This window comes from Lichenicola sp. GTC18331 (assembly GCF_055386855.1).
In genome coordinates, this window is record NZ_AP045015.1 from 2365236 (window position 1) to 2389661 (window position 24426).

The 24426-nt window shown below is 67.4% G+C and carries 21 protein-coding genes and 4 tRNA genes; 12 read left to right on the plus strand and 13 right to left on the minus strand.

All coding sequences use genetic code 11. The features are described from left to right. Position 1: 1 nt before the first annotated feature. Positions 2-721, minus strand: a complete 720-nt coding sequence (gene rph / locus ACZ5BM_RS10795) for a ribonuclease PH (RefSeq protein ID WP_498911588.1) — start codon at positions 719-721, stop codon at positions 2-4. 145 nt (positions 722-866) lie between these two features. Between rph and hrcA the strand changes: the two genes are divergently transcribed. Next, positions 867-1919, plus strand: coding sequence for an HrcA family transcriptional regulator (hrcA, locus tag ACZ5BM_RS10800; RefSeq protein ID WP_498907944.1), 1053 nt, complete (start codon positions 867-869; stop codon positions 1917-1919). Between the two features lie 25 nt (positions 1920-1944). On the opposite strand, the gene ACZ5BM_RS10805 is transcribed toward hrcA, so the two are convergent. Further along, positions 1945-2019, minus strand: a tRNA-Thr gene (locus tag ACZ5BM_RS10805). A gap of 80 nt (positions 2020-2099) precedes the next feature. Between ACZ5BM_RS10805 and ACZ5BM_RS10810 the strand changes: the two genes are divergently transcribed. The 3 genes from ACZ5BM_RS10810 (at position 2100) to ACZ5BM_RS10820 (ending at position 5988) form a co-directional block, all read left to right on the plus strand. Continuing rightward, entirely contained in the window at positions 2100-3557 is a 1458-nt protein-coding gene (locus ACZ5BM_RS10810; RefSeq protein WP_498907946.1) for a paraquat-inducible protein A, read from the plus strand. A gap of 89 nt (positions 3558-3646) precedes the next feature. Continuing rightward, positions 3647-5308 (plus strand): PqiB family protein, encoded by a 1662-nt coding sequence (locus ACZ5BM_RS10815; protein WP_498911590.1) that lies wholly within the window; start codon positions 3647-3649, stop codon positions 5306-5308. A gap of 8 nt (positions 5309-5316) precedes the next feature. Next, positions 5317-5988 carry a PqiC family protein gene (locus ACZ5BM_RS10820; RefSeq protein WP_498907947.1) on the plus strand — a complete coding sequence of 224 codons (672 nt, stop codon included), beginning with the start codon at positions 5317-5319 and terminating at the stop codon, positions 5986-5988. A gap of 34 nt (positions 5989-6022) precedes the next feature. Here the strand turns inward: ACZ5BM_RS10820 and ACZ5BM_RS10825 are convergent, their stop codons facing one another. Next, the gene (locus tag ACZ5BM_RS10825; protein WP_498907948.1) at positions 6023-7279 is read right to left on the minus strand and encodes an MFS transporter; all 1257 of its coding nucleotides are present in this window, start codon (positions 7277-7279) and stop codon (positions 6023-6025) included. A gap of 224 nt (positions 7280-7503) precedes the next feature. Between ACZ5BM_RS10825 and ACZ5BM_RS10830 the strand changes: the two genes are divergently transcribed. Together ACZ5BM_RS10830 and ACZ5BM_RS10835 are read left to right on the plus strand one after the other, a co-directional pair. Then, positions 7504-7698 carry a type II toxin-antitoxin system ParD family antitoxin gene (locus ACZ5BM_RS10830; RefSeq protein ID WP_498907949.1) on the plus strand — a complete coding sequence of 65 codons (195 nt, stop codon included), beginning with the start codon at positions 7504-7506 and terminating at the stop codon, positions 7696-7698. A gap of 5 nt (positions 7699-7703) precedes the next feature. Continuing rightward, on the plus strand, positions 7704-11807 hold the full coding sequence (locus ACZ5BM_RS10835; protein WP_498907950.1) for a PAS domain S-box protein: 4104 nt from the start codon (positions 7704-7706) through the stop codon (positions 11805-11807). Positions 11808-11825: 18 nt separating this feature from the next. Here the strand turns inward: ACZ5BM_RS10835 and ACZ5BM_RS10840 are convergent, their stop codons facing one another. After that, the gene (locus ACZ5BM_RS10840) at positions 11826-13520 is read right to left on the minus strand and encodes a thiamine pyrophosphate-binding protein (RefSeq protein ID WP_498907952.1); all 1695 of its coding nucleotides are present in this window, start codon (positions 13518-13520) and stop codon (positions 11826-11828) included. Between the two features lie 276 nt (positions 13521-13796). Here ACZ5BM_RS10840 and ypfJ point away from each other — a divergent pair, with 276 nt between their 5' ends. Beyond that, on the plus strand, positions 13797-14705 hold the full coding sequence (gene ypfJ, locus ACZ5BM_RS10845; protein WP_498907953.1) for a neutral zinc metallopeptidase: 909 nt from the start codon (positions 13797-13799) through the stop codon (positions 14703-14705). A gap of 576 nt (positions 14706-15281) precedes the next feature. Here ypfJ and ACZ5BM_RS10850 read toward each other — a convergent pair. The 4 genes from ACZ5BM_RS10850 to ACZ5BM_RS10865 form a co-directional block, all read right to left on the minus strand. Continuing rightward, positions 15282-17072: a hypothetical protein gene (locus tag ACZ5BM_RS10850; protein ID WP_498907954.1), complete on the minus strand. Its 1791-nt coding sequence runs from the start codon at positions 17070-17072 to the stop codon at positions 15282-15284. 278 nt (positions 17073-17350) lie between these two features. Further along, positions 17351-17881: a transcription termination/antitermination protein NusG gene (nusG, locus tag ACZ5BM_RS10855; protein WP_422864577.1), complete on the minus strand. Its 531-nt coding sequence runs from the start codon at positions 17879-17881 to the stop codon at positions 17351-17353. 36 nt (positions 17882-17917) lie between these two features. Next, a complete protein-coding gene (gene secE / locus ACZ5BM_RS10860; RefSeq protein ID WP_422864578.1) occupies positions 17918-18112 on the minus strand; it encodes a preprotein translocase subunit SecE in 195 nt (64 codons plus the stop codon). 86 nt (positions 18113-18198) lie between these two features. Then, positions 18199-18275, minus strand: a tRNA-Trp gene (locus ACZ5BM_RS10865). Positions 18276-18441: 166 nt separating this feature from the next. Here ACZ5BM_RS10865 and ACZ5BM_RS10870 point away from each other — a divergent pair. Both ACZ5BM_RS10870 and ACZ5BM_RS10875 read left to right on the plus strand, forming a co-directional pair. Then, positions 18442-18515: transfer RNA gene (locus ACZ5BM_RS10870), tRNA-Gly, on the plus strand. Positions 18516-18576: 61 nt separating this feature from the next. Then, positions 18577-18738 carry a hypothetical protein gene (locus ACZ5BM_RS10875; RefSeq protein ID WP_498907956.1) on the plus strand — a complete coding sequence of 54 codons (162 nt, stop codon included), beginning with the start codon at positions 18577-18579 and terminating at the stop codon, positions 18736-18738. Positions 18739-18781: 43 nt separating this feature from the next. On the opposite strand, the gene ACZ5BM_RS10880 is transcribed toward ACZ5BM_RS10875, so the two are convergent. Next, the gene (locus ACZ5BM_RS10880) at positions 18782-19858 is read right to left on the minus strand and encodes a branched-chain amino acid transaminase (protein WP_498907958.1); all 1077 of its coding nucleotides are present in this window, start codon (positions 19856-19858) and stop codon (positions 18782-18784) included. Positions 19859-20109: 251 nt separating this feature from the next. On the opposite strand from ACZ5BM_RS10880, the gene ACZ5BM_RS10885 reads away from it, so the two are divergent. Together ACZ5BM_RS10885 and ACZ5BM_RS10890 are read left to right on the plus strand one after the other, a co-directional pair. Next, positions 20110-20787 (plus strand): prohibitin family protein, encoded by a 678-nt coding sequence (locus ACZ5BM_RS10885; protein WP_498907959.1) that lies wholly within the window; start codon positions 20110-20112, stop codon positions 20785-20787. A 9-nt stretch (positions 20788-20796) separates the two neighbouring features. Beyond that, positions 20797-21021, plus strand: coding sequence for a hypothetical protein (locus ACZ5BM_RS10890; RefSeq protein WP_498907960.1), 225 nt, complete (start codon positions 20797-20799; stop codon positions 21019-21021). Positions 21022-21173: 152 nt separating this feature from the next. Here the strand turns inward: ACZ5BM_RS10890 and ACZ5BM_RS10895 are convergent. Further along, positions 21174-21259: transfer RNA gene (locus ACZ5BM_RS10895), tRNA-Tyr, on the minus strand. Between the two features lie 78 nt (positions 21260-21337). Between ACZ5BM_RS10895 and ACZ5BM_RS10900 the strand changes: the two genes are divergently transcribed. Next, a complete protein-coding gene (locus ACZ5BM_RS10900; protein WP_498907961.1) occupies positions 21338-22240 on the plus strand; it encodes a TrmH family RNA methyltransferase in 903 nt (300 codons plus the stop codon). Positions 22241-22294: 54 nt separating this feature from the next. Here ACZ5BM_RS10900 and ACZ5BM_RS10905 read toward each other — a convergent pair whose 3' ends face one another. Genes ACZ5BM_RS10905 through ACZ5BM_RS10915 form a run of 3 tightly spaced genes read right to left on the minus strand, consistent with a single transcriptional unit; the run spans position 22295 to position 24392 of the window. Then, positions 22295-22483: a DUF2256 domain-containing protein gene (locus ACZ5BM_RS10905; protein ID WP_498907962.1), complete on the minus strand. Its 189-nt coding sequence runs from the start codon at positions 22481-22483 to the stop codon at positions 22295-22297. Then, positions 22483-23424 carry an NAD(P)/FAD-dependent oxidoreductase gene (locus ACZ5BM_RS10910; RefSeq protein WP_498907963.1) on the minus strand — a complete coding sequence of 314 codons (942 nt, stop codon included), beginning with the start codon at positions 23422-23424 and terminating at the stop codon, positions 22483-22485. Before ACZ5BM_RS10910 ends, ACZ5BM_RS10905 begins: the two co-directional genes overlap by 1 nt. Before the next feature lie 47 nt (positions 23425-23471). Then, a complete protein-coding gene (locus ACZ5BM_RS10915; RefSeq protein ID WP_498907964.1) occupies positions 23472-24392 on the minus strand; it encodes a LysR family transcriptional regulator in 921 nt (306 codons plus the stop codon). Positions 24393-24426 lie beyond the last annotated feature (34 nt).

A 24426-nucleotide genomic window follows, 5' to 3' on the forward strand; every position in this document is an offset into this window, starting at 1 on the left:
GTCAGGACTCCGAAACGGCGGCGCGCTGAGCCGCGAACAGGGCGAAAATGCCGGCGCGGGCCAGCCCATGCAGTTCGGCGAACTGTGCGTCCGTGAACGGCGCGCCCTCGGCGGAGGCCTGGATCTCCACGATGGCGCCGCTGTCGGTCAGAACGAAATTGGCATCCGCCTCGGCGGCACTGTCCTCGATATAGTCGAGATCGAGCACCGCACCCGCGCCGGTCAAGCCGCACGAGACCGCCGCGACCTGACCGAGCAGCGGCACGGCAGGCAGCACGCGGTTGCGCACGAGTTTGCTGAGGGCGTGATATAGGGCGACCCAGCCGCCGGTGATGGCGGCGCAGCGCGTGCCGCCATCTGCGTTCAGCACGTCGCAATCCACCGTGATCGTCAGCTCGCCCATCGCCTTGCGATCGGTGACGGCGCGCAGGGAACGGCCGATCAGGCGCTGGATCTCGAGCGTGCGGCCGGATTGCTGGCCACGCGCCGCTTCGCGCTGGCCGCGCTTGTGCGTGGCGCGCGGGAGCATGCCGTATTCCGCCGTCACCCAGCCGAGACCCTGGCCACGCAGGAAGCCCGGAACCTTGGACTCGACCGTCGCTGTGCACAGCACCTCGGTGCCGCCCATGCGGATCAGAGCCGACCCCTCGGCGTGATGCGAGAACCCCGGTTCGATCGACACCACCCGCAACGCATCCACAGCCCGCCCCGACGGCCGCACCAGAACATCCGACACCCGCGTCTCCTCCCGTTCTTCGTCGCCTCTCCTAAACCCTGGGTTCCCAAAGGGCGACCGCCCTTTGGCGGGCGGGGCGGGGCCCACATCCTGTTGCCACTCCCCCCTCGCTGTCCGTAGGCTTCCGCGCGTGCAACGCCCTCGCCCCCTCCCGCCCGGCCTCGACCCGCGCGCAGCCTCGATCCTGCGCGAGATCGTCGAGCAATATGTGGAAACCGGCGATCCTGTCGGCTCGCGCACACTGTCGAAGCGTCTGCCGGATCCGCTTTCGCCCGCCACCATCCGCAGCGTCATGGCCGAGCTGACCGAGGCCGGACTGCTCTACGCGCCGCACACGTCGGCTGGGCGCATGCCGACCGAAAAGGGCCTGCGCCTGTTCGTGGACGGGCTGCTGCAATTCGGACAACTGGCGGAAGACGAGCGCGACACCATCGTGCGGTCGCTGGAAACGCGCGGACGATCGCTGGAGGATACGCTGGCCGACGCCTCGGCGATGCTGTCCGGCCTGTCCTCCGCCGCAGGCCTAGTTCTGGCCCCGAAGACGGACGGCCAGATCAAGCATATCGAGTTCGTGGCGCTGGGGCCGGAACGGGCGCTGGTGATCCTGGTCGGCGCAGACGGCCAGGTCGAGAACCGGGTGATCGAAACGCCTCCCGGCCTGCCGCCTTCGCGTCTGGTGGAGGCTGGCAACTACCTGAACCAGCGTCTGCGTGGCCTGACCGTGGCCGAACTGCGCAGCCGCGTGGCGCAGGAGCTGGCGGCGGACCGCTCGGAGCTGGACCAGCTCACCGCCGGAATCGTCGAGTCCGGTCTGGCGACCTGGGGCGATCAGGGCAGGGGCGGCTCGCTGTTCCTGCGCGGGCAGTCGCGTTTGCTGTCGGACGTGACGCAGATCGAGCGCCTGTCCGCGATCCAGCTCCTGTTCGACCGGCTGGAGAAGGAGGAGACCATGCTGCGCCTGCTCGATCTGGCGGAGAAGAGCGACGGCGTGCGCATCTTCATCGGTGCGGAAAGCGGGCTGTTCGGCATGTCGGGCGTGTCGATGGTGGTGGCGCCGGCCCGCAACGAGAGCAACCGCATCGTCGGCGCGATCGGCGTCATCGGCCCGCAGCGGATCAATTACGGGAGGATCATCCCGGTGGTGGATTACACGGCGCGGGTGATCGGGCGGTTGCTGGGGTAGGGCGCAAGCAACAGGCACTACAGAATGGTGCCGACACTCGGAATTGAACCGAGGACCTACTGATTACGAATCAGTTGCTCTACCCCTGAGCTATGTCGGCATCGAGCAGCCCTATACAAAACCCCCGGGCTTCCTGCAACATGGCCTTTCCCCGTCCAACCCGAACGCATGGAGCGTCGCATGCCTGATGCTGGTGTCTCCGCGCGCCCGGGTCGCCGAACCATCACCGGGTTCCGGCTCGGGGCGCCGCGCAAGAGCCGCTCGATCCATCTCCACGCGATCGACGGTCTGTGCGAGTGTCCGAGCTGCGGCTTCTTCCAGCGAATCCCGGATCTCGATCCGGGACAGGTTGCGGATTGCCGCCGCTGCCATGGCCAGCTCGGCCGGCGCAGGCCAAACCCGACCGTGTCCACCCCGCTCGCCTTCTGCATCGCCTCGGCGGTGCTGTATTTCGTCGCCATCACCCAGCCGCTGATGACGCTGGACCTGTTCGGGCGCGTCCATACCGTCACCCTGCTCACCGGCCCGTTCGAGCTCTGGCGGGAAGGCTGGAGTCTGGTGGCGATCCTGGTGATGGCGGCGACGGTGATCGTGCCGCCGATCGTGATCGCGTTGATGTTGTTCATTCTGGTGGGCGCATCGCGCGAGGCGCTGCCGAACTGGGCGCCGCGCCTGATGCGCCGCTACGATCATCTCAGGCCCTGGTCAATGATCGAGGTCTACATGCTCGGGATCTTCGTGGCCTACACCAAGCTGATCGATCTGGCGCATGTGGAGGTGGGGCCCGCCGTCTATGCGCTGGCGGCGCTGATGCTGACCCAGGCGGCGACGGATTCCACCTTCGACGTCGACAAGGTCTGGCGCAAACGTCGCGTGTCGCGCTTCGTGCGCCTGCCGGACGGGCGGCGCGTCGTGGTGTCGACGGTGGATTCCTCCGAACACCCGTTGCCGCCGGCCGGACACCTGCTGTCCTGCACCTCCTGCGGTCTGGTCTGCGCGGCGGAACGGGTACTGCCCAAGGAGCACGTGCTCGGGAATTGTCCGCGCTGTCATGCCTCCGTCAGCGTGCGGAAGCCGCAGAGCTTCTGGCGTTGCGTCGCTCTTCTGGCCTGCGCGGTGGTGCTCTACATCCCGGCCAATCTTTATCCGGTAATGACGATCGTGAAGCTCAACCGGGGCGGCGGACACACCATCCTGGCCGGCGTACGCGAGCTCTACGAGGCCGACATGCTGCCTCTGGCGCTGCTGGTGTTCTTCGCCAGCATCACCGTGCCGGTGCTCAAGATCGCCGGCCTCGCCCTGATGTGCTTCGGCACGTGGCGCCGGTCCGCCGTCCGGCTGCGCGACCGCACGCGCCTCTACAGGCTGGTGGTGTTCATCGGCCGATGGTCCATGATCGACGTGTTCATGATATCGATCCTGGTGGCGCTGGTCCGTTTCAGCGGTTTGGCGCATATCAGCGCCGATCCGGGCGTGTTCGCCTTCGCCGCGGTGGTGGTGCTGACCATCTTCGCGGCCGATTGCTTCGATCCGCGCACCATGTGGGACGCGGCCGGCATGAACGGCGCCGCCATGGCTCCGGACGGCCGTCCGGATGAAGCCGCCTCCTCCCCCCGAACGGAGCCCGTAAACGCGTGAGTGGACAACAGGACGATCCCGCCCACGGTCGCGACCGGGATGGCGGACAGAGTTCGGGCGATGCGGCGCGGCCGCATACGCGCGACACCATGGACGAGCAGGCGTCCTCTGCCTCCATCCGGCGCACGCGTTTCTCGCTGGTCTGGCTGATCCCGATCGTCGTGGTCGTCGTCGCCGCGTGGCTGGGCTGGACCACCCTGTCGAGCCGCGGCCCCGAGATCACCATCACCTTCGATACCGCCGACGGCATCACCGCCGGCCAGACCCAGGTCAAGCACAAGGCGGTGGCGCTGGGCACGGTGGAGAATGTGGGCCTCAGCAAGGACCTTAAGACGGTCGAGATCCGCGTGCGCATGAACGCGCAGTCCAAGCCGTTCCTCACCTCCAATGCCCAGTTTTGGGTGGTGCGCCCCCGCCTCAGCGGCGCCACGGTGAGTGGTCTCGATACGCTGGTGTCTGGCGCCTATATCGCCGTCGATCCCGGTGCGCCCGGCGGCGCGCAGCAAAGCGAGTTCGTAGGCAAGGAAGCCCCGCCCGGCGTCCGCTCAGACGAGCCCGGCCGCACCTACACGCTCATGACCGGCGAGATCGGCTCCATCAGCCAGGGCGCGCCGGTGTTCTTCCGCGATGTGGTGGTGGGCGAAGTGCTCGGTTACACCATGCCGCCGGGCGGGCGCGGCCCGATCCCGATCCAGGTCTTCGTGCGCGAGCCGTACGATCGCTATCTCCGGGCCGACACCCGCTTCTGGAACGTGTCCGGCATCCGGGCCAACTTCAACGGCGGCAACCTGCATATCGAGGTGGAATCGCTGCAGGCGCTGCTGTCCGGCGGCGTCGCCTTCGGCCTGCCGGAACAGCGTCGCGGCAAGGATGCGCCCGACGCGCCGGACAATGCGGTGTTCAAGCTCTATGCGAGCAAGGACGATGCCGACAGCGCCGGGTATCGCGACCGCATCCCGATGGTCACCTATTTCGAGAATTCGGTGAAGGGTCTCGACGCCGGCAGCCCCGTGACCATGTTCGGTCTTCAGGTCGGCAGCGTCACCGGCGTGAGCTTGCAGCTCAACAAGGCCAAGGGCACCGCACGCGTGCGCGTGGCGATGGAGATCCAGCCCGAGCGCGTTCTGCCGGACGATCCGGACACGCCCGCCACCATCGAGAACACGGCGCGCGCCCTGGTCAACAACGGTCTGCGCGCCGAAACCGGCACCGGCAATCTGCTGACCGGGTCCTCCGAGATCTCGCTCGCCTTCGTGCCCAACGACACCAAGGCGTCGATCTCGATGGAAGGCGATGCCGTGGTTCTGCCCAGCAAGGCGGGCGGCGTGTCGGGCATCATGGAATCGGTGTCCGCGGTGGCCGACAAGATCGCCGCCATGCCGCTCACCCAGATCGGCGAGAACGTGAACAACCTGCTGGCGCACACAGACAGCACGGTGAACGGGCCGCAGATGCGCCAGGCCCTCGCCAGCCTGACCGAAACGCTGAAAAGCGTGCAGCACCTGTCGCAGCATGCCGATCAGGGCATGACGCCGCTGATGCAGCGCCTGCCTGCGATCGCCGATCAGCTCCAGGGAGCCGTCACGCACGCCAACGCCGCGCTGGCGGCCTATGGCGGCGATTCCGACTTCCATCACAGCCTTCAGCAGACGCTGGACCAGTTGAACGAGACCGCGCGCTCGGTTCGCTTGCTGGCCGATTTCATCAGCCGACATCCGAGCGCGCTTCTGCTCGGCCGGCACAAGCCGTGAGAGGTCCGATGCGTTCCTTCAAGCGCCTGGGCGCCCTGGCCGTTCTCGTCGCTCTCGCCGGATGCGGCTCGACCGATCCGGACTACTACACGCTGCGCGCCTGGCCCGGCGTGGCGCAGGCGGGCGGGCCGCTCAGCCTCAAGATACGCACCCCGTCCGTGGCCGGCTATCTCGACCGCGATTACATCGTTGCCGGCGACCGCGATTACCGGCTCAAGCTGAACAAGGACGGCGCCTGGGGCGAGCCGTTGGCGGACATGATCGGCCAGACCCTGGCCAGCGACCTGCAACAGCGTCTGCCCGGCACCAACGTGTTCACGCAGGCCGGCGCCATCTCCACCGAGGCGCAAGGCACGGTGGAACTCGACATCACCCAGTTCGCCCGGACCCATGACGGGCTGGTCGAACTGGGCGGCGCCTTGTCGGTGAAACGCGACGATACGGGGAACGGCCCCGTCCTGCCGACGGCCAGCATCCCGCTGCATCTCACCATGACGCCGGCCGGCAGCGGCGTGTCGGCGGAGGTGGCGGCTCTGAGCCAGCTTCTGGGGCAGGTGGCGGACCGTGCGGCGATCGAGGCGCGCCGGATCGGAACGACCCTGCCGCCGGTTCAGCCTTCTGCTGGAACAACGAATGTGCCGGCGGCGGACGGCGTGCCGGTGGCGCTCGCGCCGCGTTGAACCGTCGCGGGCGTTTCCGCCCGTGACCTTGTGCTTACATCGCGTCCGCGTCGCCCTCCATCCGGGCGCCGGGCAGGTGTGCCGGCTCGCGCGCAGCCACCAAGGCGGTGATCACCGATCCGCCCAGCACGCAAAGCTCGATCGAGCGGGCCAGACCGACCACGCCGCCGGCCCAGGGCACCAGGAAGCTGGCCACGCCCTGTCCGGCCGAGGCCACGGCGTAGCCGAGCCCCATGCCGAACGAGCGCACGTCCGACGGGAAGCGCTGCGCCAGGAAATGCGGCACCAGGGCGAACACGCTGTTGCCGAAGAAGCCCATGAACAGGGACGCCGCCAGCAGCACCGGCATCGATCCGCCGGACGCGAACGGCACCACGTCCAGAACCGTCAGCAGCAGATAGACGAGCAGGGTGCGTCGCTCGCCGAAGCGCGACGCCGACCAGCCGCAGACCGGCTTGCCGACGATGGAGCCCAGGCAATAGGCGGCGATGGCCGGGAACACCATGGACGGCGTGAAGCCATGCACCTCGCGCAGCAGCGTCGGATAGAAGCTGTAGATCGCCGCATTCTGGAACAACAGGAAGCACATGAACAGCAGCGCCTGACGCGCGGCGGCGTCGAGCCGGAAGCGCGGACGGGGCGCAACCTCGGCAGGACGGTTCGCCGCCTGGGCCTTCTCCGCGCGCATCCGCAGCCAGACCGGGCTTTCCGCCACGCCGACACGAATGAAGATCGCTAGGATCGCCGGAGCGATGCCCATAAAGAACAGCACGCGCCAGCCGTAATGCGGCAGGATCACCGCCTGCGCGGCAGCAGCAGCGAAGAAGCCGAACTCGTAGCCGGACATCATGATCGCGGACGCCAAGGCACGGCTGCGCGGCGGCACGCTTTCGATCAGAAGCGCCGCGGAGGCGGTCCATTCGCCGCCGAAGCCGATCCCGAACAGGAACTGGATCACGACCATCGCGGCGTAGCTCCAGGCCAGTCCCGAGAAACCGGAAAACACCGCGAACCAGATCACGCCGATCATGAAGGTGAGCTTTCGCCCGTAGCGATCCGCCAGCCAGCCCCAGCCGGTATTGCCGAGAATGCGGCCGACGCTCTGCGAGGTGATCACCAGCCCCATCGCCACCAGCGAGACATGCAAACTCTTGCCGATATCCGGCAAGGCAAGCAGCAGCACGACCTGGTCGAACGCATCCAGGAACCAGCCGAGAAAGGCGGCCAGAGTGACGCGCCAGAACGGCGCGAGGTCGCGCAGAGGGCTGGATGCTTCTCGATCGATCGCCACGGTTCGTTTCCGTCCCCTTGTTGCGCCGCTTGGTTTCGGTTGCGCCGCTGGCGGCCGGTCACTCTTGGCAGTATTTTGTCTGAGTTTGGGCGAGGCGGACGGAAGCGGCAAGCCGCGCCGGACATCGCCGCAGCTGTTCGAGGGGCGTTATAACGACATCGCATCGAAACTGCGCGGTCGGGATGAAGTTCTCATACCCCGAGCAGCTTGTCCGGGGTGGAGCGATGCCGTCCAGCGATCCTTTGACCGTGTCCCTGACGCCCGAGTTGCGCCGGTTCATCGCTGCGCAGGTCGAGAGCGGCCGGTATCAGACGGCGAGCGAGGTCGTGCGTGCCGGTCTGCGGCTCCTGACCCGGATCGATCCGCCCCACGCGATCGGGCCGGCCGTCGTGACGGCGCCCGAGACCGTATCGGACTGACCTGGATGCCCGATCTCATCTCCGCGCCGGGCTGGACGGAGGCGGACCGCCTGCAGGCGCTGCATGGCTACGACATTCTCGACACCGTGCGCGAAACCGAGTTCGACGACATCGTGCAGATGGCGGCGCAGGCCTGCGCCGCCTCGATGTCGTTCCTGAACCTGATCGACAGCCATCGGCAATGGTTCAAGGCGGAGATCGGCTTCGGCGCGCGCCAAATCCCGCGCGAACCGTCGCTGTGCGTTCATGCGCTCGATGCGCCCGACGTGCTGATGGTGCCGGACACGCTGGCCGACCCGCGCTTCGCCGACAACGCGCTCGTCCTGGGGCCGCCTTTCGTTCGTCTCTATGCAGGCGTTCCGCTGCGGACGCCCGAAGGGCTGCCGATCGGCGTTCTCTGCGTGATGGACCAGAAGCCGCGAGCGCTGAACGAGCAGCAGCTGTTCATCCTCAAGGCGCTGGCGCGGGCGGTAATGGCGCGGTTCGAGCAGCGCAAGGCACTGGCGGAGCGGGACCGGGCGCTCGCTGCCGAAGAGCGCAGCCAGACGCACAGCCGGCAGATCCTGGATAGTGCGATCGACTACGCCATCGTCAGCTTCGACGTCGCGGGCCGGGTGACGAGCTGGAATGAGGGCGCGCACCGCATTCTCGGCTGGACCGAGGAGGAGATGCTGGGCGAGCCGGCCGATCGCTTCTTCACGCCGGAAGACGTCGCGGCCGAACGGCCGGCCCTGGAGATGGGCGACGCGCTGCGAAACGAGCGCGGCAACGACGAACGTTGGCATATGCGCAAGGACGGATCCCGCTTCTTCGCCGCCGGCGAGATGATGGTGCTGCGCGACGAGAACGGCGCCCTCGCGGGCTTCATCAAGATGCTGCGGGACCGGACCGAGCAGCGCCGCGCTTCGCAGGCGCTGCGTTTCAGCGAGGATCGTATCGAAACGGCGCTGTCGACCGGCCTAGTCGGGTTCTTCGACTGGGACGTGAGCGCCGACACCATCCAGGGCGATGCCCATTATGCCGATCTGTTCGGGCTCGATCCCCGCCGTCTGGCCGAGGGGCTTTCGCTTCTGGCGATGATGGACGCCATCCACCCTGCCGACCGGCACGCGGTGGCGGCCACGCTCGACGCGGCGATCCGGCGGGGAGAGGATTATACCACCCAGTGCCGCATCGTCGGCAGCGGACGCACGCCGCGCAGCCTGCTGGTGCGGGGGCGTTGCTACGATCGCGCCGACACGCAGGCGCGTCGATTCACCGGCATCGCCATCGACATCTCTGCCGCCGAGGATGCCCGCGCCGCGCTGCATGCCAGCGAATCGTTCAACCGGGAAATCCTGGCCAGCTCCTCCGATTGCATCAAGGTGCTCCGGCTCGACGGCACGCTCGAATTCATGAGCGAGGGCGGTCAGCGCATCATGGAAATCGCGGATTTCTCCCATTTCGCCGGCTGCCCCTGGCCGAGTTTCTGGGACGGCGCTGGCAATGCCGACGCGTTGCGGGCGTTGGAGATCGCCCGCAATGGGGGGCGCGGGCATTTCCGGGGGCACGCCAATACGGCCAAGGGAAACCAGCGCTACTGGGATGTGGTGGTCACGCCCATGCTGGGCCAGGATGGCAAGCCCGAGCGTCTGCTGTCCATCTCGCGCGACGTGACCGAGGCCCACAGGGCAGCGGAACGCATTGAGCTGGCGCTGAACACCGGAACCGTGCTCGGCACCTGGGTCTGGGACGTGGTTCGGGACCGGTTCACTGCGGATCGCCGTTTCGCGCTCACCTTTTCGCTAAAACCGGAGGCGCTGGAAGCGGGTCTGCCGCTGCGGGAGGTAGTTCAGTCGATCCATCCGGACGATCTGGAGCCGGTGGAGGCATTGATCCGCCGGACCCTGTCGTCGGGCGGCCGCTACAGCGCTGAATACCGGGTGCGTCAGCTCGACGGGTCCTGGCGCTGGATCGAAGCCAACGGCACGTGCGATCTGGACCAGACCGGTCAGGCGGTACGCTTTCCCGGCGTGCTGATCGATATCGATGCGCGCAAGCGTCAGGAGCTGCGTCAGGCGGCGCTGATCGAACTCGGCAACCGGCTGCGCGAGTTGCACGAGCCGGCCTGCATGGTCGCCGTCGCGTCGTCTCTTCTGGGACGAACCCTCGGGGTCGATCGCGCCGGATACGGCATGGTGGATGCGGCGCGCGAGATCGTCGCGGTGGAGGGCGACTGGTGTGCCGGCCCGTCCATCCGGTCCGTCGCCGGGCTGCATGGGTTCCGGTCGTTCGGCTCCTATATCGAGAACCTGAAACGCAACGAGGTCGTCGCCATCGCCGATATCTCCTGCGATCCGCGCACCTGCGACGGCGCTGCCGCCCTGGAGGCGGTGCAGGTCCGCGGATTGTTGAACGTCCCGCTGATGGATGCCGGCATGACGCAGGCGATCGTGTTCGCACACACGGCGGACATCCATGCCTGGACCGAGGAGGAGATCTCCTTCACCCGGGCCGTCGCCGACCGGACCTGGGCGGCGATCAAGCAGGCGCGGGCCGAGAACGAGCTGTTGCGGATCAACCGGGGGTTGGAAGCAGAGGTGGCCGACCGTACCCGGGAGCGCGACGGTATCTGGAACGCGTCGCAGGATCTTCTGGGCGTCGCCGACAACCGGGGCGTTTGGCTGAACGTCAGCCCGGCCTGGACGGAGCGCCTCGGCTGGCAGCCCGGAGAAATCGTCGGCCGGAGTTTCGCCTGGATCGGCGATCCCGACGACGGCGTCCGGGCTGCGGGGGAGATCGCCCGCATCGCTGCGCGGCGCAAACCGGGAACGTTCGAAACGCGGTTCAGAACGGCGGACGGCGATTTTCGCGTCCTGTCCTGGGTGATCGTTCCAGCCGACGACCGGCTCTACTGCTCGGCCCGAGACGTGACGGAAGCGAAGCTGGCCGCGGCGGCGCTGGCCCGGACCGAGCAGGCGTTGCGGCAGAGCCAGAAGATGGAAGCCGTGGGCCAGCTCACCGGCGGCCTAGCGCATGACTTCAACAATCTGCTGACCGGTATCACCGGCGCGCTCGAACTTCTGGGCACACGCATCGCGCAGGGCCGGTTGAAGGACGTCGACCGCTATGTGCAGGCGGTTCAGGGGGCCGCCAAGCGGGCTGCCTCGCTGACGCACCGTCTGCTGGCCTTCTCGCGCCAGCAGACGCTCGACCCCAAGCCGACCGATGCGACCCGGCTGGTCGCCGATATGGAGGAGCTGATCAGGCGTACGATCGGTCCGGCGATCGATCTGCATGTGTCCGCGACGCCGGGCGTTTGGCCGGTGCTGGTGGATCCGAACCAGCTCGAGAACGCGGTTCTAAACCTGTGCATCAATGCGCGCGACGCGATGCCGGATGGCGGGCGCCTGACCATCGAGATGACGAACCGGATGCTGGACGAGGCGGAGGCGCGGGATCGTACCATGCTGCCCGGACGGTATCTGTCGCTCTGCGTGACCGATACCGGCACCGGGATGCCGCCCGACGTGATTGCCAAGGCATTCGATCCGTTCTTCACCACCAAGCCGCTCGGTCAGGGGACGGGGCTCGGTTTGAGCATGATCTATGGCTTCGCCCGGCAATCCGGCGGCCAGATCAGGATCCAGTCCGAAGAAGGGGTCGGCACCAGCATGCATTTGCTGCTGCCACGCCATGCCGGGACGGTCGGAGACGCCGATGCGGAGGCCGGGCCCGCCGGCGTACCGCGCGCGGAGGCCGGGGAAACCGTGTTGATCGTCGACGACGAGCCGACCATCCGCATGCTCATCACGGAGGTCCTGGAAGAGCTGGGCTACGCCGCGATCGAGGCGCAGGACGGCGCCGCCGGTCTGGCGGTGCTGCAATCCGATGCGCGGGTGGATCTGGTGGTGACCGATGTGGGCCTGCCCGGCGGCATGAGCGGGCGGCAGATGGCCGATATCGCCAGGCTCAGCCGTCCGGATCTGAAGATCCTGTTCATCACCGGCTATGCCGAAACCGCCGTGGTCGGAAACGGCCATCTCGAACCGGGCATGCATGTGATGACCAAGCCGTTCGCGATGGACATGCTGGCGAACCGGATCAAGGAACTGACGACCGGGCGCTGACCGCGCCCGGTCCTGCGGTCAGCTCGCGCTGATCGGCAGTTCGATCAGATTGGGCAGGCCGGAGGCGATGCCGGCTTCCACCGCGCCGGCGATGTCGGCAGCGCGCTCGACGCGGCGGCTGGGGATGCCCATCGAGGTGGCCAGGGCCATGAAGTCGATCGCCGGATCGTCGATGTCCATGGCGATATAGCGGTTGGCCTGGACACTCAGGTAATGGCTTTGCGCCGCCATGAAGTTCTTCAGGATGCGATAGCCGCGATTGTTGAACACCACGAACGTCACCGGCAGCTTCTCGTTGGCCGCCGTCCACAGCGCCTGCGGCGAATACATCGCGGCCCCGTCGCCGACCAGACACACCACAGGGTTGCGGTCGAGGCCGAGCGACATGCCCACGGCGGCCGGCATGCCCCAGCCGAGTCCGCCGCCACGGCAGGAGGAATATTGCCGCCAGGACGGCGAATCCAGCAGCGAGCGGGTCAGCGGCATCAGCGACGCGGCCTCGTCCACGATCGCCACCTCGGGGCCGATCGCGCGCAGAACCTCGTTGCAGGCGACGAACGGCGTGGTCATGGCGGCGTCGAACTCGGCGCGCACCCGGTCGCGCTGTGCGGCCCGGCGGGCGGCCCGGTCGAGCTGCGCCTGCTCGCGCAGGGCGTTGTAGAGGGCGCGGTTCGGATCGAGCATCCGTTCCAGCATCGGCAGCATCGCCTTCAGCGAGGCGCGGATATCGCCCACGCAGGAGAGCGGCGTACTGTAGGTGCGGCCGAGATCGCGCACATCGGTGGTGAGCTGGTGGATGCGGCAATGCTCGGGTACGGCCGAGCCTTCCGAATACAGGATGGTGATGGCCGATTTGCCGCCCAGCGCGAAGATCACCTCGAACGGATCGAGCACCTCCCGCATGTCGGAGGCGCGCGTGGGCAGGTTGCCGCGCCAGAGCGGATGCGAGGTCGGGAACGGGATATGCGCCGGCCAAGACGAGCCGAAGACGGGCGCGCCCAGCAGATCGGCGACGGCGGCGGCCAGATCGCCGGCCCCGGACGACAGGATCTCGTCGCCGGCGATGATGGCGATGCGCCCGGGCTCGATAGCGGCCAGAAGCTGCGCCAGTTCCTCCAGCGCGCCGGCCACCGGGGCGCGGTCGATCCGCGATGGGCGCGGCACCGGCACGGTGCTCTCCTTTTCCATCACGTCCATGGGCAGGGACAGGAACACCGGTCCGGACGGCGCGGCCATGCTGTCATGGAAGGCGCGTCGCAGCAGCACCGGGATCTGGTCGGGATCCACCACCTCGCTGGCCCATTTCGAGACCGGATGGGCGATGCCGACCAGATCGCCGAACAGCAGGGGATCGGTCAGGTTGTGGCGCATGTCCTGCTGGCCGGCGGTGACCACCAGTGGCGTGGAAGCGACCTGGGCGTTGATCAGCGCGCCCATGGCGTGGCCGAGCCCGCCCGCCGTGTGCAGGTTCAGGAAGCCCGGGCGTCCGGCCGCCTTGGCATAGCCGTCGGCCATGGCGACACAGCTCGCTTCCTGCAGACCCAGGATGTAGCTCAGATCGGAACAGCCGGTGAGCGCATCCATCAGCGGCAATTCGGTGGTGCCGGGATTGCCGAACACGTAGCGCACCCCTTCCGAGCGCAGCACTTCCAGCAGAACCGCCGCGCCGCGCCGGGGCGCGATTGCGTCCAGCGGACGGATGCCTGTGGACATGGGGGCGTCGTTGGACGGCATCGCGATCTCTCCGGCTGGGGAAACCGGACGGTAGGACGGGTTTCCGCCCGGTGGAAACCGGTTCGTGCAGATCGAAACGGTCGGTGCGCCGAAGCGGTTCGCGTGACGTCCGGAACCATGATCGGCCACATGCGCAAGCAACAATCGAACGCGGCGCCAGCAATGGTTCGACATGCTGCGCCTTCGCAACGAAGCTGGCGTGCCCGGCGTTTGCGGCAGAGTACCGCGGCCATCGAGCGCGGATGGAGGAAAGCCATGCGCCTGGGCGACGAACGCGAAAGCGGCAACATCGACGACGAACGCGGCGCGACCGGCTCCTCTGGAGGCGGCGGCTTCGGCGGGCGTGGTCTGAAGCTCGGCGGCATCGGCACGCTGGTGGTGGTTCTCGGCGCGCTGTATTTCGGCGTCGATCCGCGTCTGGTCCTGAGCGTGCTGGATGGCGGTGGCGGCACCGAACAATCCGCGCCCCCGAGCGGCACGCCATCGGGCGCCGCGCCGACGCAGACCGCCTCGACCGCGAACGACGACCAGAAACGGTTCGTGTCGCGCATCCTGGCCTCCACGGAGGATGTCTGGAGCGCGCAGTTCCAGCACATGGGCCGAACCTACCAGAAGCCGATCCTGGTGCTGTTCACCGGCGGTATCCGGTCCGGTTGCGGTTTCGCCCAGACCGCCGTGGGGCCGTTCTACTGCCCGGCCGATCACAAGGTCTATCTGGACATAAGCTTCTTCCAGGAGCTGCAGAACAAGCTCGGCGCAGGTGGCGATTTCGCCCGTGCCTACGTGATCGCGCACGAGATCGGCCATCACGTGCAGAGCCAGCTCGGCATCATGGACAAGGTCGATCAGGCCCGGTCGCAGCTCGGCGAGAACGACCGCAACGCCTTGTCGGTCAAGGTGGAGCTACAGGCGGATTGCTTCGCCGGCGTGTGGGGCAAGCAGGCCGACGACGCACGCCACATCCTGGAAACCGGCGACGTGGAGCAGGGGCTGAACGCTGCGGCGGCGGTCGGCGACGACCGCCTGCAGAAGCGCGCCACCGGCACGGTGGAGCCGGACAGCTTTACCCACGGCAGCTCGGCCGAGCGCGTGCGCTGGTTCAAGCGCGGCCTCAGCTCCGGCGACATCCACCAGTGTGACACGTTCGGCGCGACGCAGCTCTGAGTCCGGCGAAGTCTTCTTTTTCTGAAGAAAAAGAAGCAAAAAGACTTTGTCCGTTTGGTTCAAGTGCGCATGATAGCATGTGCCCAAACCGACAAGCTGGATGAGCGATCAACGCCCACTGCACGCGCTTGGCCGATGGAGCTTCCAACTCGCATAGCCCGCGATCGCCCCGCTGGGCAGGGACGCTTCAGGCCATTTCATAGCCAGCCGGACGATCTCGTGCCAATCCTGCAAGATGCTGGGACCGAGCCAAGCGCTTGATGCCAAGATCAGACCGGACAGGGGGACGGCGAGAACGGCGTTGCACGCGACGCTCAGATGAGGGCGGGATGTGAGGGTTTCACAGATCGCTAGACTCGCGAAGAACAGGGGAAAACCTATCAGGACAGTCCGCGGGAGCGCGATGGCTGCCTCGTAGATCGAAAAGCCCACGGCAATCGGGACAGTGTAACGATCCCATGGTGGAGTCGCACACGAATAGGCCACCAAAACGGCCCAAAATAGGAAGTAAAAAACAGCCAATCCGCCTAAAGAAGCGATCGAGAGTCGAGATGTTCTCCTGGCATACACCCTTGATCAATTCCCTCTTATATAATCTTTATACAGATCGTAGCCAATTTGCGTATTAACGACATTTCTTACTGGAAGATGCTTGTATGCGCCATCCATTTTTGTGCCCTGCTTGTACCTGCTGAAATATTTCGCATATCCATCTTCGATATGCAGGATCTCGCTCTGACTGAGTCCCAACGCCGCACAATACAGCCCGATCGCAATGGTCGCATAGTCGACATAGGCAGGGTTGAACGTTCCACTGACCCGCTGGGCATCCCATTCATGGCCTTGCCCGAACTTCGATAACTTGCCCACCAGATACACCAGTTGCGCAGCGGCACCACCATCCGTGGTACCCAAGGCGTCATACTCGACCTTATCGGCCAATCCCTGTTTGACGAACATTTCCGGGTCCAGGCTCGCCGGCCGTTCAACCGTGCGGCCCTGGGACATGACGGGGTTGCCGTGGTCATCGACCAGTAGGACCGGTTTCGTATCTTCCCGTGGCGAGGCCGCGGCCGACTTGCCCTCCATGCGCGGCACCGTCGGAACGTCGCTCGCACCCGCCTGCGCCAACTGCACCCTGCCGGACGGCGGCGACAATTCTGCCTCCCGCATGCCCCGCAGCAGGGCGGCAACTTCGCCGGTCGTAACGGTTCCGGACGAACCGGCGCTGGCGACGGAGGCCCGCCCTGCTTCGCTGCCGCCGGGAGCGCCGATGATAGCGCGGATCGCGGGCGGGAGTGGAGCGTCAGGCCTCATGACAAGGTCCAGCACCCGGTGACCGATGCTGGCGGAGGGCGTGGCGCCGGGCAGTGCGGCGAAATCCTCCGGGATCGCCGGCTCGGCTTCCGCGACCGGCGCCCGTTTGAACGACGGCGCCGACATCGCGCGCAGGGTGTCGCCGAGGCCCAGAACGTTCAGATCGGCATGGGACATCCGGTCCCGGCCGAACCGTCCGGTGCCGCACGCGCCGCGAATGGGAGCGCCAGAAACGGCTCGGGTCGGAGCGTTGGCGGACCCGTTCCCCGGCACCGGCACCGGCGGCGTCGGGGTTGGCGCGGCGGGCCCCGTGTCCGTCAGGTCGGGCCCGACAGGCTCGTGTCGCGTCGTCTCGAACGAGGTGGCCGCAACCGTCGGACGCCGATCATCGATCGAATCCGCTCCCGGGCCTGCCGCGGAGGGTTGGCCCACCGCCTGCGCGTCGACACCCGATTGTGGCGCCGGCGGACGCGCGGCGCCCGCGATGGGCATCGGATGCCGTTCGGAATCGCCCAGGACCGCCAGGAATGCACCGAAATCGTCGATCGACGGCAGCCGGGCCGTGTCCCGGCCCGCGCCGATCCGGGCGCCACGATGCCAGATCGGCGGCGCGGGCTTGCGCCGGACCGGCCGCACTGGGTCCGCCTCATCGCCCGCCGATCCCGCCCGTCCGGGCGCCATTAACCCGTGTCGCAGTGCCATCGCCTCGGTAACGGTCACCGTGGTCTCGAACGGCATCACCACCATGTCGGGGTCGTGCGGGTTCATCGCGGGAGCGGGGGCGGCCTGCGGACCCCGCTCATGTTCTGCCCTGGCGGCGAGATAAAGCGGATAGGCCGGATGCGAGGGATCGACCGACTGGTAGCCAGCCCCGATCAGCAGTGCGAAGGAGATGTCGAGATCGGCCTCGAACCGGCCCGGCAGGTCATCGTGTCGGGCGGGCCTGGGCGACCTCGGCATTTCAGTGCCGTCCAGCAGGCGCGCAGTGCCCTTGAACGTGGCGGGAATGCGCACTTCGCCGGAAGACAACGATCCGAGCCAGTCTGACATGCCGCCTCCCGCGAGAAAGGCAGCAGTCTACGCGTCCCTACCGGTTGGAGTCGGACCGGAACGATATGGCAGGTCCGGGGTGGGCAGAAGCATCTCGTTCGGGGTGCGACTCCGCCCGCAGGAGCGCGACTGCCGTCATCCGCCGAGAAAGCCAGAGACGGTTCAGACGTGACCGCCTTGCCGGTCCGCCGGATCAGGCTCGCGGGCAAGAAGGACGCCCCGCCAACAGGAATCCACAAGGCGTTCCTGTCCGTCAGGGCTGGTGCAAGAGCCCGTCTTCAGACCTTCTCGACCTGCGCGTATTCCAGATCCACCGGGGTCGAGCGGCCGAAGATCGACACGCTGACCTTCAGGCGGCCCTTTTCCTCGTCCACATCCTCGACCGTGCCGTTGAACGATGTGAACGGGCCGTCGGCCACGCGCACCTGTTCGCCGATCTCGAACTGGACGGCGGGACGCGGACGCTCCACGCCCTCCTGGGTCTGCTTCATAATCCGCTCCGCCTCGCTGTTCGAGATCGGGGTCGGACGGGTCTTGGAACCCAGGAAGCCGGTGACCTTGGGGGTGTCCTTGACCAGATGCCAGGCATCGTCGGTCAGCTCCATCTTCACCAGAACGTAGCCGGGGAAGAACTTGCGCTCGGACGAGACCTTCTGGCCGCGACGCACCTCGGTGACGTCCTCGGACGGCACCAACACCTCGTCGATATGATCGGCCAGGCCCTTCTGCTCGGCCTGTTCCTTGATCTGCTGCGCGATCTTCTTCTCGAAGCCCGAATAAACGTGGACGACGTACCAACGCTTCGCCATGACCGCTTCCTCAGACTCCCAATGCCAGGACGCGCATCACGCGCCGAGGCCAAACAGAACGCGCACGCCCAGACCGATGATCTGGTCCACCGCGAAAAAGAACACGGCGGTGAGCGTCGCCATCGCCGCCACTAGACCGGTGGTGATCAGGGTCGTGCGGCGCGACGGCCACGTGACCTTGGTCACTTCCGAGCGCACCTCGCGGACGAATTTCGCAGGACTGACCGCCAAGGAGCACCTTCATCGGTTTTTCGAGGGTGGACGAGATTGATCACGCTGCGCCAAACGCCGATCCGTGACACGGAAAGGCGGGCGGCTGGCAGGGGCGGAGGGTCTCGAACCCGCAACCTCCGGTTTTGGAGACCGGCGCTCTAGCCAATTGAGCTACGCCCCTGCAGCGCCACCTCGGGTTCCGGCGCCCGAAACGGGAACCGAAGCCGGCGAACCGCCGCGAGGGACGTAAAGAGGGCGTACGCGCCTGGATGTCAAGAGCCGGCCGTTCCGGCACCGCTCGCTCTTGCTGCGACACCTGGGTTGGCGCTAGGAAGAACGCCGAGGATGCGGGCGTAGCATAGTGGTAATGCTGTAGCCTTCCAAGCTACCGAGGAGGGTTCGATTCCCTTCGCCCGCTCCATCTCCCGAACCTGCCGTAACCCTGCACGTTGGTTTTCCCGAACACAGGGAAGAGCGACGCCATGAAGCAGGATCATACCGAGCAGTCGGTCCGTCACACGGACGATCAGCAGAATACCGGCAATCACAAGAAGCCCGGTACGCCCGATTCGGGCGGCGCAGACAAGCATGGCGGCACGCGCGCCGGCGCCGAGAATGTCGAGACGCCCAAACCCGGCCAGTGACACGACGAACCCCGGACGCTCTCGCGCCCGGGGTTTCCGGTCCTCAGACCCGGTGCACCCAGCCACGCTCGTCGTTCGCGCGGCCGAACTGGATGTCAAACAGGGCGCGGCGCAGGGCCTCCGTCACCGGGCCGGCGGTGGTGCCGGACTGCATCTCGAACGCGCCGCCCTCGAACTTCACCCGCCCGATCGGCGCCACCGTCGCCGCCGTGCCGCAGGCGAAGGCTTCCACCACCGCGCCGCTTTCCGCATCCGCGCGCCATTGCTCGAACGCATAGGGCTGTTCCGTTACGCTCATGCCCATGTCGCTGGCCAGGGTCATGATCGAATCGCGGGTGATGCCGGGCAGGATGGTGCCGAGCGGCGGAGTGATCAGCGACCCGTCGCGGCGCACGAAGAACACGTTCATCCCGCCCAGCTCCTCGATCCACCTGCCTTCGGCCGCATCCAGGAACACCACCTGCTGGCACTCGTTGCGCGTGGCTTCGGCCTGGGCCAGCAGCCCCGCCGCGTAGTTGCCGCCGCATTTGGCAGCACCGGTGCCGCCGCGCGCGGCGCGGGTATAGGTCTGTGATACCCAGAGCGTCACCGCCTCGGTCTTGCCGCTGAAATACGCGCCCACGGGCGAGGCGATCACCAGGAACAGGTGCTCGCGCGCCGGACGCACGCCCAGGAACGCCTCGGTGGCGATCATGAACGGGCGCAGATACAGGCTGCCGCCTGGCATGGTCGGAATCCAGGCGCGATCCTGCCGCACCAGCGTTTCGACGCCCTGGACGAACAGGTCGGGCGGCAGGTCCGGCATCGCCATGCGCGCAGCCGACTGGCGAAACCGGGCTGCGTTGGCATCGGGACGGAACAGCACCGTGCTGCCGTCGGCGATGCGATAGGCCTTCATGCCCTCGAAAATCTCCTGCGCGTAATGCAGCACGGAGGAGGCCGGATCCATCGGGATCGGCTTGCGGGCGGTGAGCGCCGGATCGTGCCAGCCTTTATCGACCGAGTGACGGATCATCACCATGTTGTCGGTGAAGACGGAGCCGAAGCTCGGCTGGGCGATCAGCGCCGAGCGCTCCGCTTCCGGAACCGGGTTGGCGTTCGGGCTCACTTCGAAATGCATGGACGACCTTTCGCCGCGCGATCGGCGTTGGGGAGAACGGGAAACGGGACGCTCCGGCCGGAACGCTCCTCTGCTGTCCCGATTTGCCGCCATCGCAGCCGATCGCACAAGCGCCGTCCCGCGATGGCCGGAGTGCCGCGTTGCATGCGGCGCGGAGGACCGAGGCGGTTGTGAAAGCCCGGGACGGTAACGTACCGTTCCGCCATGGCGACGGGCTGCGGTTCGTGGCCATGATGCCGGGAGACAGGATCATGCGTGTTCCCAAGCTGCCCACCCCCGAACCCGCGGAGGGAAGCCGACGGTTCCGGCTGCCGCGCCTCAGTCTGCTGGTGCTGGCGCCGGTTCTGCTGGTGGCGCTGCTGATCCTGAACCCGTTCTACACGGTGGATGCCGGGTATATCGGCGTGAAGACTGTGTTCGGCGCGATCCAGCACGAGCCGCTGGAGCCGGGGCTGCATCTGCGCCTCCCCTTCGTGTCCGCGATCCACGAGATCAGCGTGCAGCCGGATACCAGCATCACGGACGAGACCGCGGCCACACACGACCAGCAGAACGTCACCACCCGCACGGCGGTGACCTGGAGCGTGATGCCCGCCTTCGCCGACGTGATCTATCGCGATTTCCGCACCGCGGCGACGCTGCAAACCGTGATCATCGCCCCCATCGTCGCCAACGACATGAAGGCGATCATCTCCAAATACGACGCGCAGCAGCTCATCACCGACCGCGCGACCGTATCGACCGAGATCGCCACGCTGATCTCCACCGATCTCACCCGCTACCATGTCGGCGTCTCGGTGGGCGGCGTGAACATCACCGACCTGAAATTCTCCGCCCAATACGATCAGGTGATCGAGGCCAAGCAGATCGCGCAGCAACAGGCGCTCCAGGCGCGCTACACGCTGGAACAAACCCAAACATCGTCGTAGGCGCAGGTGGTGCAGGCAAAAGCCGCAGCGGATGCCGCCATCGCCACGGTGACCGGACAGGCGCGCGCGACGGTGCTGCAGGCCCAGGCCGATGCGGAAGCCTACAAGGTGAAGGAAGCCGCCCTCACGCCGCAGCTTCTGCAACTGACGGCGGTCCAGCGCTGGAACGGCATTCTGCCGACCTACATGGGCGCCAGCGCGCCGCTGCCGTTTCTGGCCACGAGCGGGAAATAAATCCTGCTCCATCCCACACCATGGATCGCTCGATCTCCTCGGCGAAAAGAGGTGGCGAGGGCCGGGATTCAGCAGAATTCGCTTGTGACGATCCGGCGGCGATCGCGTTCGCGCGTACCGAAAACACCGTCAGTATCGTAATATTCGGGAAATGGTGGAAGGGGTTGGATTCGAACCAACGTAGGCGTACGCCAGCGGATTTACAGTCCGCCCCCTTTAGCCACTCGGGCACCCTTCCGGCCGGCGCCGGACCTACGGCCGAACGGGGCCGCTGTCAATCCGCGACGTTGGTCTCGATACGGGATAAGATCGATCCATGGCTTCCAGACCTCCCGATCGCGGCGACCGCAGGGGCGCGCCCCGCAACGACCGAAACGCCGATGCGCGACCGTCTTTCGGCGGCGGGCGTGGTGCGCAAGGGGCGCAGGATGGCGGCGGACGCTCGGGCGGCCGTGGCGATCGTCCGCAGCGTGGCGGGCGCGGCCCCTCGCCGGCCGCAGGCAATACCGGCGGCGCGAACTGGCTCTACGGCACCCATCCGGTGGTGGCGGCGCTCGGCAATCCGGCCCGCCGTCTGCGCCGTCTGCTGCTGACCGAGGAAGCCGAGGCCTCGCTCGCATCGCGTCTCGGCGGCCCGCTGCCGCTGGCGCCGGAGCGCACCGACCGCGCCAAGCTCGATGCCCTTCTGGGCCGCGATGCGGTGCATTCCGGTATGGCGCTGCTGGCCGATCCGCTGCCGACGCCCTCGCTCGACCAGATTCTCCAGCGCCCCGGCCCGATCCTGCTGCTCGATCAGGTGACGGACCCGCGCAATGTCGGCGCCATCCTGCGCTCCGCCGCCGCCTTCGCCGTGGCCGCCGTGATCGTGCAGGACCGCAACGCGCCGGACGAAACCGGCGTTTTGGCCAAGGCCGCCTCCGGCGCGCTGGAAACGGTGCCGCTGCTGCGTGCGGTGAACCTCGCTCGCACCCTGGCTGCGCTGAAGGCGGCGGGTCTGTGGACGGTGGGGCTGGATGCCGGTGGCGGCACGCTGGACGGCCCGGCCTTCAAGCAGCGTCGCGTGGCGCTGGTGCTCGGCGCGGAAGGCGAGGGGCTGCGACGGCTCACGCGGGAAACCTGCGACGAGATCGCCGGCCTTGCCATGCCGGGCGAGATGGAAAGTCTGAACGTGTCCAACGCCGCTGCCGTGGCGCTCTACGAGCTCACCCGCGTCGGTTGAACGCGGGTGATCGGCCTGTGGCGAGACCGGGCCTTGCGAGCGGCGGTGACGGTCTCAGGAGCCCGATCGTTGTTCCGGTCCCGCCGGCTGCGCCGTGCGCGCTGCGCCCGCCCGGCGGCAGCGGTCGGAGCAGAACCGGACCTGTTCCCAGTCGCGCTCCCATTTCTTGCGCCAGGTGAAGGGCAGGCCGCACGCGGCGCAGGTTTTCTGCGGCAGGTTTTGCTTCTTCACCCCGCGTGGCATCAGCCTTCTTCCAGGATGCGCGCGGCGAGGGCGCGGCCGGAGATGAACGCGCCTTCCACACGTGGGCCTTGCAGCCAGTCGCCGCAGACGCCGAGACGTGTGCCCGGGTTCCAAAGGGCCGTTCGTTCGGCGCGGCCGGAGCGGGCATAGCGCCACCGATGCGCGGACAGGTACGTCGTCGGGGGCAGCACGGCGCCGGTCACCTCCGCGAAGGCGCGCAGCAGCACGGGAGCGACCGCGTCGGCCGCGTCCTCGAGATGCGCACGGCTCCAGTTCGGGTCGGCCTGGATCACCCAGCTTTCCGGCCCGCCTCGGCCCGGCTTGGCCGAATTGCGGGCTGCCCAGACGATCGGCGCGCGTTTCGCCACCATGTTGGCCGCGATCGGCACCGCGCCATCGAACTTGGCGAGCGCCGTCCAGCACGGGTCGGACGGCGTGTCCGCCGCGAGGGTGGCCCAGTCCGGCGCGATCGGCGTCAGCATCGCCGCCGCCTGTTCGGCCGGGAGGGCGACGATCGCCGCGTCGAACGGATCCGTCATTATATCGTTGCCGTTGTGGACGCGCCAGCCGTTCCGGTCGCGGTTCACGGCGGACACGCGCGTTTCGTACCGCACGACAAGCTCTTCGGCCAGAAGGCGCACCGTCGAGGTCATGCCGGGAACGCCCACCCAGGCATCCTGTCCGGCGTCCGGCCAGCGCGCCGCCACGCCGGCGGCCTCCCAGCGTTCTAGCATGGCGAGGAAGTCAGGATCCCGCCCGGTCATGTATTGCGCGCCATGGTCGAGCCCGATCTCCCGTCCGGCGGTCGACACGCGTCGCGTGGCCATACGGCCGCCCACCCCGCGGCTTTTCTCAAACAGCACGACCGCGTGCCCAGCCTTGCGGAGCTGGTCGCCGCAGCTCACGCCAGCCAAACCGGCACCGATGATCGCGATCCGCATGCTGTTCCGTCCGGCGTTCGGGAAACCGGACAACGGCGGCCGCCCGATCAGGTTCGGGCGTCCTGTTCCCGCAGCGCGTCGATGAACAGCCGCAGCGGGGGCGGAACCAGGCGCCGGCCGGGATAATAGAGGTGGAAACGCGCGAAGGGCGGGCACCAATCCTCCAGCACGCGCAGCAGGGCGCCGGTTCGCAGCTCCTCCGCCACCAGCTCCTCGAACAGGAAGGCGAGCCCCGCCCCGTCGCGCGCCGCCCGGATCATCAGCGCGGTGTCGTCCACCACGAGCGCGCCGGGCACGTCGATCTCCACCGCCTCGTCGCCGCGCCTGAACTCCCAGCCATAGCGCGCACCGGTCGGATAGCGCCGGCCGATGCAGCGATGCGCCCGCAGGCTCTCGGGCCGCAGCGGCGGGTCGCGACCGGCGAGATAGCCGGGCGCCCCGACCACGGCGAAGCGTCGCGCCGGGCCAATCGGCACCGACACCATGCCGGGCGACAGGCGTCGGTCGCGCCGGATCCCGGCATCGAACCCGTCCGCGACGATGTCCACCAGCCCGTCATGGCTCGCGATCTCTACCGTGATGCCGGGATAGGTGTGCAGGAAGCGGCCGAGCATCGGCGCGATGATCATCTCGTTCACGATCCGCGGCACGTTGAGCCGGAGCGTGCCCGACGGCGTGTCGGTTGAGGTGCGGACGCTGTCCAGCGCGTCGGACAATTCGTCCAGCAATGGCCTGATCCGGTCGTGCAGCGCCCGCCCGGCCTCGGTCAGGCGGATCGTGCGGTTGGTGCGGTGGAACAGCCGCAGCCGCAGCCCGTCCTCCAGGCTGCGCACCAGGTGGCTGATCGCGGACGGATCGACGCCGCGTTCCGCCGCCGCGCCACGGAAGCTGCCATGGCGCACCACGGCCACGAACACGCGCAGCGAAGCGAGGGGCGGATCGGCGATCGGTGAGTCCAGGCTCATCATTCCATGAATAAGACGGAGTTCTTTTCACCGTTGC